The sequence below is a fragment of the Azoarcus sp. PA01 genome (genome assembly GCA_001274695.2).
In the GTDB taxonomy this organism is placed as follows: Bacteria; Pseudomonadota; Gammaproteobacteria; order Burkholderiales; family Rhodocyclaceae; genus Aromatoleum.
The window spans coordinates 1,658,052-1,671,566 of record LARU01000002.1 but is presented as its reverse complement, the minus strand read 5'-3'; the positions used below and the strand labels follow the sequence as shown (position 1 = coordinate 1,671,566).

General features: G+C 65.5%; 11 protein-coding genes. 1 reads left to right on the top strand and 10 read right to left on the bottom strand.

Annotated features, from left to right (window positions below; genetic code table 11):
- Nucleotides 1-408: 408 nt before the first annotated feature.
- From hemE to PA01_08615, 9 genes are all read right to left on the bottom strand, one after another.
- A complete protein-coding gene (hemE, locus tag PA01_08655; GenBank protein ID KON81656.1) occupies nt 409-1,479 on the bottom strand; it encodes a uroporphyrinogen decarboxylase in 1,071 nt (356 codons plus the stop codon).
- A gap of 99 nt (nt 1,480-1,578) precedes the next feature.
- Entirely contained in the window at nt 1,579-3,036 is a 1,458-nt protein-coding gene (locus PA01_08650) for a TrkH family potassium uptake protein (protein ID KON81655.1), read from the bottom strand.
- A 3-nt stretch (nt 3,037-3,039) separates the two neighbouring features.
- Nucleotides 3,040-4,443: a Trk system potassium transporter TrkA gene (trkA, locus tag PA01_08645; protein KON81654.1), complete on the bottom strand. Its 1,404-nt coding sequence runs from the start codon at nt 4,441-4,443 to the stop codon at nt 3,040-3,042.
- A 79-nt stretch (nt 4,444-4,522) separates the two neighbouring features.
- Nucleotides 4,523-5,767 carry a response regulator gene (locus tag PA01_08640; protein ID KON81653.1) on the bottom strand — a complete coding sequence of 415 codons (1,245 nt, stop codon included), beginning with the start codon at nt 5,765-5,767 and terminating at the stop codon, nt 4,523-4,525.
- Nucleotides 5,768-5,770: 3 nt separating this feature from the next.
- A complete protein-coding gene (locus PA01_08635) occupies nt 5,771-7,891 on the bottom strand; it encodes an ATP-binding protein (protein KON81652.1) in 2,121 nt (706 codons plus the stop codon).
- Nucleotides 7,888-8,481, bottom strand: coding sequence for a DUF4390 domain-containing protein (locus PA01_08630; protein ID KON81651.1), 594 nt, complete (start codon nt 8,479-8,481; stop codon nt 7,888-7,890). Before PA01_08630 ends, PA01_08635 begins: the two co-directional genes overlap by 4 nt.
- On the bottom strand, nt 8,441-9,721 hold the full coding sequence (rsmB, locus tag PA01_08625) for a 16S rRNA (cytosine(967)-C(5))-methyltransferase RsmB (GenBank protein ID KON82402.2): 1,281 nt from the start codon (nt 9,719-9,721) through the stop codon (nt 8,441-8,443). The genes PA01_08630 and rsmB overlap by 41 nt, the downstream gene beginning before the upstream one ends.
- Before the next feature lie 317 nt (nt 9,722-10,038).
- Nucleotides 10,039-10,809 (bottom strand): TSUP family transporter, encoded by a 771-nt coding sequence (locus tag PA01_08620; GenBank protein KON81650.1) that lies wholly within the window; start codon nt 10,807-10,809, stop codon nt 10,039-10,041.
- Between the two features lie 366 nt (nt 10,810-11,175).
- Nucleotides 11,176-11,670 (bottom strand): YsnF/AvaK domain-containing protein, encoded by a 495-nt coding sequence (locus tag PA01_08615; protein ID KON82401.2) that lies wholly within the window; start codon nt 11,668-11,670, stop codon nt 11,176-11,178.
- 231 nt (nt 11,671-11,901) lie between these two features.
- On the opposite strand from PA01_08615, the gene PA01_08610 reads away from it, so the two are divergent.
- Nucleotides 11,902-12,969, top strand: a complete 1,068-nt coding sequence (locus PA01_08610; protein ID KON82400.2) for a YsnF/AvaK domain-containing protein — start codon at nt 11,902-11,904, stop codon at nt 12,967-12,969.
- Between the two features lie 117 nt (nt 12,970-13,086).
- Here the strand turns inward: PA01_08610 and PA01_08605 are convergent, their stop codons facing one another.
- Nucleotides 13,087-13,506, bottom strand: a complete 420-nt coding sequence (locus PA01_08605) for a hypothetical protein (protein ID KON81649.1) — start codon at nt 13,504-13,506, stop codon at nt 13,087-13,089.
- Nucleotides 13,507-13,515: the final 9 nt, after the last annotated feature.

Genomic DNA, 13,515 nt, shown 5'->3' with positions numbered 1-13,515 from the left:
TGCGGCGGGGTGAAAAACCGCAGCTGACCTCTACCGGATAACCCTTAAACGCCTTGTCCACATATTCTGTGGATAACTTTGTGAACAGCTTGGGTGAAACGCCGTGAATCCGGTATGCAGCAAGCCATTCAGTCACTTTGCCTCAACAGTAAGCAAATTTTTTCTCCATGTTTTTCAGAGACTTATTCTTGCAGCGCAATATCGCGAACGCTTGTCGTGCAGCTTCGCCCCGGAACCGCGCAGTGTGCATAAGTCAAGCTGTTTCAAAATATTTTCTTCTTGACAGCTGCCGCCCGGCGCACGATGGACGCGGCCATCCCATGGTCATGGAATCCGCTTTCCTCCGAACGCAACCCCCGAAGCAGCGTGCGAGACGGATGTGCGGGAGCGGCAGTTCCGATCGCGCGCTCAGCGTCCGCCGCGCAATTTGCGGCTGTGCTGATGCACGGTGTCGACGAGCACCGAGACCGCTTCCGGGGGCGTGAACTGCGAGATGCCGTGGCCGAGGTTGAACACATGTCCGGGGTGCGGACCGAACGCGTCGAGCACGCGCTTCGCTTCGGTCGCGATCACTTCGGGTGGCGCAAACAGGATCGCCGGATCGAGGTTGCCCTGCAGCGCGACCTTGTCCCCGACGAGCGCACGCGCGCGGCCGATATCCATCGTCCAGTCGAGTCCGACCGCGTCGCAGCCGATCGCGGCGATGCTCTCGAGCCACAGGCCGCCGCCTTTCGTGAACACGATGCTCGGCACGCGCTCGCCGTCGCGCTCGCGGATCAGGCCGGCGACGACGCGCTCGAGGTACGGCAGCGAGAACTCGCGATAAGCCGCTTCGGACAGCACGCCGCCCCACGAATCGAACACCATGACCGCCTGCGCTCCCGATTCGATCTGCGCGTTGAGGTAGGCGACGACCGAATCGGCGGTGACGCGCAGCACGTGATGCAGCAGGTCGGGCCGCGTGTACGCCAGGGTCTTGATGCGGCGATAGTCGTCGGACGAGCCGCCTTCGACCATGTAGCAGGCGAGCGTCCACGGGCTGCCCGAAAAACCGATCAGCGGCACGCTGCCGCCGAGCGCGCGGCGGATCTCGGCGACCGCATCCATGACGTACTGCAGTTCGGCGTGCGGGTCGGGGGCGACCAGGTTGCGGATTTCCCATTCGTCGCGCAGCGGGCGCTCGAAGCGCGGGCCTTCGCCTTCGGCGAAGTACAGCCCGAGTCCCATCGCATCCGGCACCGTGAGGATGTCCGAGAACAGGATCGCCGCATCGAGGTCGTAGCGTGCCAGCGGCTGCAGCGTGACTTCGCACGCCAGCGCCGGACTCTTGCACAGCTCCAGGAAGCTGCCGGCGCGGCGCCGCGTCTCGCAGTATTCCGGCAGGTAGCGCCCGGCCTGGCGCATCATCCACAGCGGCGTGTAGTCGGTGGGCTGGCGCAGCAGCGCGCGCAGGAAAGTATCGTTCTGGAGACGGCTCACGGTTACGTCCTTTAGTCTGCCGGTTCGAGGCAAAGCGCGATTATCCGCGTTTTGCGGCGTCATGCCGACCCCGGCCTGCAATGTCGCGGCAGGCCGGCGTCAGCGCCGCCAGAAAACGGGCGTCAGCACGACGAGCAGCGTGAAGATTTCGAGCCGCCCGAGAATCATCGTGAACGCCAGGGTCGCGGTCTGGAAATCGTTGAGACCGGCGTAATTGGACGCCGGGCCGATCGCGCCGAGTCCGGGTCCGGTATTGTTGAGGCATGCGACGACACCGGAAAAAGCGGTGATGATGTCGAGGCCGGTCGCTGCGAGCACCAGCGTCAACGCGACGATGCTCACCATGTACATGAAGCTGAAGCCGAGCACCGCATGCAGGATGTCCTCCGACACCGGCTGGACGCCGAGGCGCACCGGATGTACCGCGTTCGGGTGCAGCGAGCGCACGATTTCGCGGTACACCTGCTTGTACAGGATGATCGCCCGCATCATCTTGATGCCGCCGCCGGCCGAACCGGAACAGGCGATGAAGCTGCCGAGGAACAGGATCCACATCTGCGCGAACATCGGCCACAGCGTGTAATCGTAGGTCGCGAGTCCGAGCGACGTGGACATCGACACGACATGAAACGCGACGTAGCGCAGCGTATTGAGGACATTGGCGTGCGCTTCGACGCTCATCAGATACGTGGTCAGCACCGCGACGCTCGCGAGCAGCACGCCGAAATAGAACGGCAATTCGGGATCGGACAGATACGGGCGCGGACTGCGGCGCACCAGCGCGAGGTAGTGCGTCGCATAGTTCAGTCCTGCAAGCAGCGCGAACGTGATCGCGACCATCTCGACGGGCACGCTGTCGAAATGACCGAGCGACGCATCCTTGCTCGAGAAACCGCCCAAGCCGGTCACCGTGAAGGCATGGATCAGCGCTTCCCAGCCGTCGAGGCCGGCGAGCCACAGGCTCAGCCCGCACGCGGCAGTGAGCAGGATGTAGGCCGTCCACAGGCCTTTTGCCGTCTCCGTGATGCGCGGCGTGAGGCTCGACTCCTTCATCGGCGTCGGCACTTCGGCGCGGAACAGCTGCCGGCCGCCGATACCCAGCAGCGGCAGGATCGCGACCACCAGCACGATGACGCCCATGCCGCCGATCCAGTGCATGAAAGTGCGCCACAGGTTGATCGAGATCGGCAGCTGGTCGAGGCCGCTGAGGACGGTCGCGCCGGTCGCGGTCAGGCCCGACACGGCTTCGAAGTACGCGTCGAGGACCGACAGACCGGGCAGGTAGCTGAACAGCGGAATCGCGCCGAACACCGGCGTCACGACCCACGTCAGCGCGACGAGCAGGAAGCCGTCGCTCGGTTTGAGGTCGCGCTGGACGCGGCGCGTCAGCGCCCACAACACCAGCCCGGCCGCGCACGTCACGAGCACCGCGTCATCGAATGCGCGGGTCGCGCCGTCGTCGAGGAAAAACGACACCGCGAGCGGAAAGCCCATCAGCACGCCGAACATCGTCACGATCAGGCCGAGGGCGCTGAGGACCGGAAAGTAGCTGCGCATCGTCTACAGGAACGTGAAGCCGACCTGGAAAAGCTTCTCGACCTGGCGCACGAGCTTCTTGTGCGTGCAGAAAACGATCACGTGGTCACCGCTCTCGATCACGGTGTCGTGGTGCGGAATGACGACGCCGCGCCGCATCACCTTGCCGTCGGGACGCAGTTCCTCGCGCACGATCGCGCCGATCGTCGCGCCCTTCGGCAGCGCGATGTCCTCGATCGCCCGCCCGACGACGTTCGAGTCCTTCTCGTTGCCGTGCGCGATGATCTCCAGCGCTTCGGCTGCGCCGCGGCGCAGGCTGTGCACGGCGACCACGTCGCCGCGCCGCACGTGCGCGAGCAGCGAACCGATCGACGTCTGCGCCGGCGAGATCGCGATGTCGATCGGCCCGCCCTGCACCAGGTCGGCATAGCTGCGGCGGTTGATCAGCGCCAGCGTGCGACGCGCGCCCATCCGTTTCGCGAGCGACGTCGACATGATGTTGTCTTCGTCGTCGTTGGTCAGCGCGAGGAACAGGTCGATCTCGTCGATGCCTTCGTTCTCGAGCAGCTTCTCGTCGGTGGTGTCGCCGCGCAGCACCAACGCCCGCCTCAGCTGCGTCGCAATCGCTTCGGCGCGGTGCTTGTCGACTTCGATCACCTTGACGTTGTAGTCCGCCTCGACCGAACGTGCGAGCCGCAGGCCGATGTTGCCGCCGCCGGCGATCATGATGCGTCGCGTCACGCGGTCCGAGCGGCGCATCTCGCGCATCACCTGGCGGATATGCACGGTCGCGGCGAGGCAGAACACTTCGTCGCCGGGCAGGATCGTCGTGTCGCCTTCCGGGATCAGCGGTTCGCCCAAGCGGTAGATCGCGGCGATCCGCACTTCGACGTTCGGCATGTGGTAGCGCAGCGCTTTCAGCGGATGGCCCACCAGCGGTCCGCCTTCGAATGCGGTGACACAGATCAGGCTGAGCACGCCGTCGGCGAATTCCAGCACCTGCAGCGCTTCCGGAAACGCAATCAGGCGCTTGATGTAGTCGGTGACGATCTGCTCCGGGCAGATCGAGAAATCGACCGCGAAGTTGTCGCTGTTGAGCAGTTCCGGATGCTCGACGAAATCGGTCGAGCGCAGGCGTGCGATGCGCGTCGGCAGGTTGAACACCGTTTTCGCGACGCGGCACGCACAGAGGTTCGTCTGGTCCGACTGCGTCACCGCGATCAACAGGTCCGCGTCATCGGCACCGGCATCGCGCAGCACCTGCGGCGAAGCGCCGTTGCCGAGCACGGTGCGCAGCTCCAGGCGGTCGCGCAGGATTTCGAGATGCTCGGCGTTGGTATCGACGAGCGTGATGTCGTTGGCTTCGGAAACGAGGTTTTCCGCAACCGAGGCGCCGACCTGCCCGGCACCGAGGATGATGATCTTCACCGTCCGGATCTCCTGTGGCGCATGACCGGCCCGCATCCGTCAGCGGCCGGGAAGCCGCACTTCACCGCGCCGGTCGGGTTCAATTTTCCTCGCTCCGGCGGCCGGCCTGCAGGCCGAGCTGTTTGAGCTTGCGGTACAGATGGGTGCGTTCGAGCCCGCTTTTCTCGGCCAGCCGCGTCATGTTGCTGCCTTCGAGACGCAGATGATGCTCGAAGTACAGTCGTTCGAACGCTTCGCGCGCCTCGCGCAGCGGCTGGTCGAGGGACACGCCGACATGACCTTCGGTGGATGGGATCAGCAGCCGCCGCACGTCGGCGATGCCGATCTCCTCGTCGAGCGTGCCGAGGGCAAGCGACTTCACCGCCGCGCGCAGTTCGTTGTATCCGCCGCTCCACGGCTGCGCGCGCAACGTGTTGAGCGCGCCCGTCGAAAACTGCCGGCGCGGCACCTCGCCCGCCTCGACCAGGTGCAGCAGCAGCTGCGCCGCGAGTTCGGGCAGGTCGTCGCGCACGTCGGCGATCGACGGCGGCGCGAGGCTGACTTCGAACAGCCGTGCGACGAGCGACTCCTCCCACCCTTCACGGACCAGCGCGTCGAGCGCGTGGTCGGTCGCAACGACGAGGCGCAGGTCGTAGCGCTCGAGGCGCTCGAGCGCGAACGCGAGGTTCTTCTGCTGAGTACGCGCCAGCCGCGACAGTTCGGGCACGAACAGGACGCCGCCCTGGCACGCCTGCAGTTGGTTGACGTCGAGCGGCGGCGACACCGTGGACAGATCCAGCCACGGCGCCCCTTTTGCTTGGAAACTGCGCGCGGCGAGTTCCGCGAGGCTGCCGGCGCCGATGCGCAGCAGCAGCACGCGCGACGTCACTGCGACCTGCTGGATCAGCCGCTGCAGCTCGCGCAGCGGCACCGAACGCGTAAACGCGGCGAGCGTCAGCGGCGACGGCGCGCCCGGTGCGGCCGGGCGTTGCAGCCCGCGCTTCACCGCCGCGAGCAGCTTCTGCAGGCCGATCGGCTTTTCGAGGTAGTCGATCGCGCCGATGCGCGTCGCCTCGACTGCGGTGTCGATCGTGCCGTGGCCGGACATCATCACCACCGGCATCGTCAGCTGCCCGTTGGCGGACCACTCCTTCAGCAGCGTGATGCCGTCGGTGTCGGGCATCCAGATGTCGAGCAGCACCAGGTCGGGGCGCGCGGCGTTGCGCGCGTTGCGCGCGGCGGCAGCGTTCTCCGCGAGCACGATGTCGTGCCCTTCGTCGCTGAGTATTTCGAAGAGCAGCTCGCGGATGCCGACTTCGTCGTCAACTATGAGTATGTTCGCCATGGGTCACTTGTCGCTGGTCGGAGGTGCGAGCCGCAAGCGGATGCGGACTTCGGCGCCCCCGGAGTCTCTGTTCATCAGGCGGATTTCTCCACCATGTTCGTCGATGATCTTCTTCACCATCGCGAGGCCGAGGCCCGTCCCGCGGCTCTTCGTCGTGAAGTAAGGCTCGAACGCATGGGCCAGCACGGTCGCCGGGAAGCCCGGCCCGTTGTCCCGTATCAGCAGCCCGGCGTGGTCCCCTTCGCCGCGCGTGACCAGCGTCACGACGCCGTCGTCCTGTTCGGCCAGCGCATCCTCGGCATTCTGGAGCAGATTGTGAATGACTTGCCGCAACTGCGTCGCATCGCCCGCCACCGCAGGCAGACCGCGCTCGAGTTCGGCGCGCACGTGCACCGGCGAGCTCTCGTACAGGTTGAGGATCTCGGCGATCAGCGCATTGAGGTCGACGCTGCCGATGACCGGGCCCGGCAGTCTCGCATAATCGCGGAACCCATTGACGAGATTCTTCATCGACTCGACCTGGTTGATGATCGTGCGCGTCGCCCGCTCGAGGATCTCGCGCCCTTCCGCATCGACCCGGTCGGCGAGCTTGTAGGCCAGGCGTTCGGCCGACAGCTGGATCGGCGTGAGCGGATTCTTGATTTCATGTGCGAGCCGGCGCGCGACTTCCGCCCACGCGGCCGTGCGTTGCGCAGCGACGAGCCGGGAAATGTCGTCGAAGACGACGACCAGGCCGCCGCCGGAAGCGGTCGGCAGCCGCGCGCCGTGGATCAGCAGCGTCTGCGTGCTGCCGTCGGCACCGGGGAGTTCCACCTGCTCGTGCCAGTCGCCGTCATGCTCGTCGAAACCTTTCAGCAGCGCGTCGCGAAAGCTCTGGTGGCGCGGCCACTGCGCCAGCGGCACCTCCTCGAACCCGCTCAGTTCGTCCTCGAGGATCGCCATCGCACCGGCGTTCGCGGCGCGCAACGTGCCGTCTCCGGCGAACGCGAGCACGCCGGTCGACAGGTTCGCGAGCACGCTCTCGAGATAGGCGCGCGCCGACTCGACCGCGGCGCGGTTGCGATCGGCCGAATCTCGCGCCTCGACGAGCTGGCGCGTCATGCGGTTGAACGACTGGGTCAGCACGCCGAGCTCGTCGTGCGCCGGCAGCGCCTGACGCGGACTGAAGTCCCCTTGCGCCACGGCCTGCGTGCCTTCGGCGAGGATCAGCAGCGGCGCGACGAGGCGACGTGACAGGATGAACGCGACCGCGACCGCGGCAAGCAGCGCGAGCAGCAGCGTCAGCGTCAGCGTCAGCGTGTAGATGCGGTTCAGTCCGGTGCGGCCGAGGGTGAGTTGCTGGTATTCGCGATACGCTTCCTGGACCGCTTCGGCATGGCGCGCGAACGTTTCCGGGACCGGCTGCGTCAGCTGCAGATACTGCGCCTCGGCACTCAGGATGCGCGACGGGATCGGCACGACGACGCGGATCCTCAGCCCGTCGCCGGGCCGGGTATCGACGATGTGATAACGCTGCGTCTGGCGCGCCTGGCGCAGCTGCGCGACCGTCGGCAGATCGGGCAGAAAGCCGCCGAATTCGCCGGACACCGTCACCAGGACCTGGCCGTTGGAGCCGATCACCGAGGCGCTGCTGACACCGGCGCGCTCGCGCAGGCGATTCAGCAAAGTCGGGGAAACAGGCGCCAGGCCTTCGAGCTCGAGCGCCATGTCCTGGGCCTTGTCACCGATCTGCGACGCCAGGTAGTCGAGCGCGTTCTGCCCGAGCGCGATGCCCCCTTCGAGCGCGTAATCGACGCGCACGTCGAACCACGACTCGATGCTGCGGACGACGAACTGCAGCGATACCGCATAGACGATGATGCCGGGGACCAGCGCCATCAGCGCGAACATCAGCATCAGCCGGTACTTGATCCGCGAGCCGAACTGGCGATCGCGGTACTCGCGCCACAGCGCGCGCAGCTGGAAACCGACCAGTCCGCCGAGCGCGACCGCGACCGCGCCGTTGATCGCGAGCAGATACGGATAGCTTTGGGCGAAGAGCTCGGTATTCGAACTCGCCGACGCCAGCAAAAACAGCGAGATGCCGGCGACCGCCGCAATGACGATCAGCAGGACCGGTTTCATCGTGGGGCGCCGGCGAGGAACGTCCACCGCATCCAGTCGGTCCCGAGATTCCAGTCCCGGCTGCCGAGCGCAGTGACCTGGAACGGCTTAGGCAACAGGCTCGTATCGAGGAAAAAACGCAACGCGGCGCGATACGATTCGCCCGTATCGAGCTCGTCGACGGGGATGATCTGCCAGTTGCGGATCCGCAGCATTGTCCGCACCGCTGAATCGAGCGTGTCGAAACTCTGGTGGAAGTTGCCGACCGACAGGCGGAAGCTGCGCGTGATCGCGTGGTACGAAAGGCGGAAATTCAGCGAGCGCTCGACGACCGTCTCGTCGAACCAGTACCAGCGCGGCTGCTCGACAATGAATTCAGCGGTGAAATACAGCGACACGCCATGGGTCACCGCATCGGCGAGCCGCTGGTTGAGGTCGAGGTCGATGTCGGCGTTGACCACGTATCCCTCTTCGCTCGCGACGATCTCGGCGTAACCGATATCCCCTTCCGCGACCGCCGGCAGCGGCAGCAGGCCGACGATGAGCGCGAGCAGCGCGGCGCGCAGCAGCTTAGCGATGCTTGCCGAGGAGCGCGTAGAAAAAACCGTCATGGTCCGTAGCGGGCAGCAACTGGCGCTCGAGCCTGCCGTCGATCTCGAGCCGCTCGAGATCGGGATGGCGGGCACTCAGCCGCGCGATCTGGGCTGCATTTTCTTCGTTGAAAACGGAGCAGGTGACGTAAAGCATCCTGCCCCCGGGCGCCAGCGTCGGCCACAGCGCGTCGATGATGTCGGCTTGCTGCGCGGCGAAGCGGCGCACGTCCTCGCGTCGCCGCAGCCACTTGATGTCCGGATGCCGGCGCGCGACTCCCGACGCGGAACAGGGCACATCGGCAAGGATGCGGTCGAACGGCCGGCCATCCCACCACGCGTCGAGGGCGCGGCAATCGGCGGTCAGCACCTGCGCGTGCAGGCCGAGCCGCTCGAAATTGTCGCGGATGCGCTGGACGCGTTTCGGATCGAGCTCCAGCGCGACCAGCTCGACCGGCATCGTCTCGAGGATATGCGCAGCCTTGCCGCCCGGCGCCGCGCACGCGTCGAGCACCCGCTGGCCCGGCGCCAGATCCAGCCACCGCGCCGCCCACTGCGCTCCCGCGTCCTGCACCGAAACGCGCCCGCTCGCGAAGCCCGGCAGGCTCGCGACCGGCACCGGCTTGTCGAGCACGAGCGCTTCGTTCGCGAGCCGCCGGTAGCCGATTCCCGCGTCGCGTAGTTCCGCTTCGACGGCCTCGACGCTCACCCGCGTGCGATTGACGCGCAGCGCCATCGGCGGCCGTTGGTTGCCCGCTTCGAGCGCGGCCTGCCAGTCGTCGGGCCACGCAGCTCGCAGCTGCGCGACCCACCACGCGGGATGGCGATAGCGCGCGGCCTCGTCCGCCTCGACGAGACCCGCCAGCTCGTGTTCGTCGCGCAGGCGCTTGCGCAGCACGCCGTTGACGACGCCTTTGAGCCCCGGGGCGAGCACTGCAGCTGCATCGACCGCCTGATCCACGACCGTGTGCGCCTGATCCGGGCGGTGTTCGAGGCGATGCAGTGCAACCAGCAACAAGGCGTGCAGCGCGACCGGCAAGGGTTTGTGCAACAGGTGGCGCAGCACGACGTCGCCGCGCCCGTAGTCGCGCAGCGTCCCCCACGCCAGATCGCGCACCGCGCCGCGCGTCGCGTCCGGCCACGCAGGATTCGCGCGCAGCAGCCGCTCGTAGGCATCAGTCAGGCTGGCGCCCCCGAGGACCGCTTCGACGAGAGACGCCGCGTGCAGCAGCGCATAGCCGAGGCTGTCGCTCGGAAGCACGGGGCGGCCTTTGGCCGGTCGGGAGGAAATGGTCACGGGAATCGGAACTTTGCTGAATGGCACCTGGCTCCGCAAGCTACGCGAGGCGAAGTGCACAGGTAATTTGGCAACGTCTGGGTGATGCAGCGCGTCGCGCCATTGTAATACTGCAGCGCGATAATTCCGCGCCCGCCAAGGCGTTTATCGGCGCGTCGTCGGATGATCGACTCCTTTGGTCGCGAGCGCATCGCGTCGAGCGCTATGACCCGACAACGGCAACGCCGGCATTCGATGCGGATCGGACGAAGCGTCCGGACGTGTTCCACGTGAAACTTTCGTCACGCTGCGACCACATCGAACAGCATCTTTCCGATCAGCGCCGCAACGACGCCGAGAAACATTTTTCGCACGAATCGCGCGCCGTGGCGCAGCGCGAGCCGCGAACCGACGAGCGCACCGACGAGGTTGGCGCAGGCCATTACTCCGGCGGCTTGCCACAAAATCGCGACGTGCGAAGTGAAAAACGCGATCGCCGCCAGGTTCGTCGCGACATTCACGATCTTCGCCGTCACCGATGCGCGCAGAAAATCCATCGCAAGGAAACGGACGAACAGGAAAATCAGGAAGCTTCCGGTCCCCGGCCCGAAGAAACCGTCGTAGAACCCGACGCTCGCACCGATCAGCAACGCCAGCGCAGTCGCATGCTGCGGCTCGGCCATTGCATCTGCCGTGCCGAAGTCCTTTCGCATGAACGTGTAGATTGCGACCAGTATCAGCAGCAGCAGGATCACCGGCTTGAGAAGCGCCGGCGACAGATGCGCGACGGCACGCGCTCCGAACCACGCTCCGCCGAGCGCGGCGCCCGCAGCCGGCAGCGCGATTCGCCACGGAATCGCCACCCGCCGCGCGTACTGTATCGCCGCACTGCTCGTGCCGACGATGCTCGCGAGCTTGTTGGTGCCGAACAGCGTCGCGGGCAGGCTCGCGGGAAAAGCCGTGAACAGCGCCGGGATCTGCACGAGCCCACCACCGCCGACCACCGCATCAACGAAGCCGGCAAGAAAGGCGGCAAGCCCGAGAAAGAACAGGACGGTTTCGGCATCGCCCATCAAAGCAGGCCTGTTTCACGTGAAACAGCAGGTCGCCCGGACGCGCCTGCCCGGCCGAATCGATCCGCCGCCCGGCACCGACAATGCAGGCGGATCACGTCGCTAAAGAAGCGGACGAATCGGCAGCGTGGCTTGCCGCGCACCGCTCATCGCTTTCCGATCGGAATGGGCGCACTTGTCGAAAACCATGCAGAACGAGTTAGAGCAGCGGAGACGAAAGGGCGAATTCTACCAGCCGTCGTTCTCCCCTTCTCCCCAACTATTTTCCCCGCAACCACATACCGTTCGCGCTGCTGACCTTCCACCTCGCTCAGACCGGACTGTCGAAGCCTCGGCGGGCGCCTTCCCGATCGCTGCCTTAAATAGCTAGCGTTCCGCTGGAGGACTCGGCTTCCATTCCTCGTCGTCGGCCCCGCGACGCTCGACGATCGCTGTCTCCTTGCGCAGGACGACTTCCTCCTTCCGTTCTACCTCGCGGCGGTGTCGAACAATCCGCACCTCTTCCTTGAGCAGGAGGCGATGCTCGACCACCGCCACCGTTTCATACACTGGAACGATCAGCACTGCGCCTTCTTCACGCGGCTCCGCCCGTTGGTCGACGAAGCGGTTTACCGGGACGCGCTCGACAGTCAGTTCTTCGACGACGTCCGTTACCGGCACGAACTCGGTCTCCTCATGCAGCGCGATGCGCACTCGCACGCTGTCACCGGTGTGCTCGGTGACCCGCGCGATCGAAACCTCTTCCTCGACGACCGGAATCACCCGCGTGGCCGACTCATTCTCTTCGTCGGCTGAGTGCGGAGGAGCGTTCTGCTCGGAGCGGCGGGGTTTTTTTGACGGAGGCATGGTCTGGAAAAGCACGAGGGAATCCGTATGCAGGTTTCAAAAGGAAGCAATCGCCGGTCCCACCGATTCTCGACCCGTCACCGTTCATTTTCCCGCGGGCAGTGTAATTCCCGCCTTGCCTATGTAAGTCCGCGAAGGGTGCGAGGCGCCGCACGAGGTATCGCGACAGTCCGGCAAAGAGGCGACGAAGGGCATACCGATTGCTGCAACCGCAGGCCTTTCTTCAACTCAACCCGGGAGCAAGACATGACCCAAACTGTTGTGGGTGTTTTCGATACTGCAGACGCTGCCCTGTCTGCCGAACAAGCGCTTCTGAATCGGGGGTTCGACCGGTCCGCGTTGCACCGTACGGCCGCTGATACCGCGTCCGCGACGCTCGAGGAGCGCGATGAGGGATTCTTCAGCGGCATCGGCCGTTTTTTCAGCAACCTCTTCGGCACTGACGACTCGGACGAAGTCGGCGCCTATTCGGAAGCGGTTCGACGCGGCGCGACCGTGCTCACCGTCGACCTGCCCGATGGCGCAGACGTCGCTCCGGTGCGCGATGTGCTCGAGGAAGCCGGCGCGATCGACATCGACGAGCGCACTGAATACTGGCGTCAGCAGGGCTGGACCGGTTATCGCCCCGACTCGCCGCCACTGAGTGCGGAAGAAATCGCAAACGAGCGCAAGGCGGTGCTGCCGGTCGTCGAGGAGCAACTGGACGTCGGCAAGCGGCAGATGAAAAAAGGCACCGTGCGAGTGGTTTCGCGAACCGTCGAGACACCGGTCCGCGAAAATGTCCAGCTGCGGGAAGAGCACGCTACGATCGAACGTCGCCCGGTCGACCGGCCCGCAACCGGCGAAGACCTGAAGGCGTTCGCCGAGAAAACAGTCGAGGTGCAGGAAACCGCCGAGAAAGCCGTCGTCAGCAAGACGGCCCGCGTCGTCGAAGAAGTGCGGGTGGGCAAAGAGGCCACCGAGCACACCGAGACGATTGAAGACACGGTACGGCGGACCGAAGTGCAAACTCAGCGCGACGGAGGGGAAACCGGCACGACAGGCACGACGCTGCGCACTTTCGAGGAATACGAGCCGGATTACCGGCAGGACTTCCAGACCCGCTATGCCGCGCAAGGCGGGCGGTACGAGGAATACGCTCCGGCTTACCGGTACGGCTACACTCTCGCAAGCGACGCACGTTACCGCGGACGGATGTGGCCCGACATCGAAACGGACGCACAACGCGACTGGGACCGAGACCACCCCGGCACCTGGGAGCGCATGAAGCTCGCCGTGCGCCACGGCTGGGAACGTGTGACGGGACAACGGTGAGAAGCGGCCGGAGGGCTCGGGCTCGATGCTCTCCGGCAGTTCAAAGATAGGTCGACCTGCAGAAACGCTTTCGTCGACCTCTTCAACGTCCGGAAGCATCGCTACCGATGCATGGAGCTAGAAAACCCGCGCGATGACGCGGCGGAACACGGTTTTATCGAAAAGCCTCGCTGTATTGGGCACAATTTGCAGATTGCCTAGCAATGTGCCAGCCGTCGCCGGCGTCGGAGCCGACCTTTTCACGTTGCATTTCAACGAGAATGGACGAGTCGTCCGGACGGGCCGAAACACCGGCCCCTCCTGAAATTCCGGGTTCATGTCCTCGACTGGACGGCCGACGTTGGCTTGATACGACAGGATCTTCACCCCGGCGGAAGCGGAGTCGTGGCAGCCGAAGAAGCTGTCCGCGCAGGACGGGAAGGTGATGTGCCACGCCGTGACGAGGCCCGGCCTGATCGAGCGGCGCGTATCGAGCGGCTCGTTGACGACACCCGACCTTCGGCGCATTCTCTCTCGCCGACGGACCTTGACACCCATTGAAATTCC

Coding starts and splice junctions, on each gene's coding strand:
- PA01_08650 (KON81655.1), bottom strand. CDS start 3,036: ATGCGCAGCTACTTTCCGGTCCTCAGCGCCCTCGGCCTGATCGTGACG.
- PA01_08640 (KON81653.1), bottom strand. CDS start 5,767: ATGGCGAACATACTCATAGTTGACGACGAAGTCGGCATCCGCGAGCTG.
- PA01_08635 (KON81652.1), bottom strand. CDS start 7,891: ATGAAACCGGTCCTGCTGATCGTCATTGCGGCGGTCGCCGGCATCTCG.
- PA01_08630 (KON81651.1), bottom strand. CDS start 8,481: ATGACGGTTTTTTCTACGCGCTCCTCGGCAAGCATCGCTAAGCTGCTG.
- PA01_08620 (KON81650.1), bottom strand. CDS start 10,809: ATGGGCGATGCCGAAACCGTCCTGTTCTTTCTCGGGCTTGCCGCCTTT.
- PA01_08610 (KON82400.2), top strand. CDS start 11,902: ATGACCCAAACTGTTGTGGGTGTTTTCGATACTGCAGACGCTGCCCTG.
- PA01_08605 (KON81649.1), bottom strand. CDS start 13,506: ATGGGTGTCAAGGTCCGTCGGCGAGAGAGAATGCGCCGAAGGTCGGGT.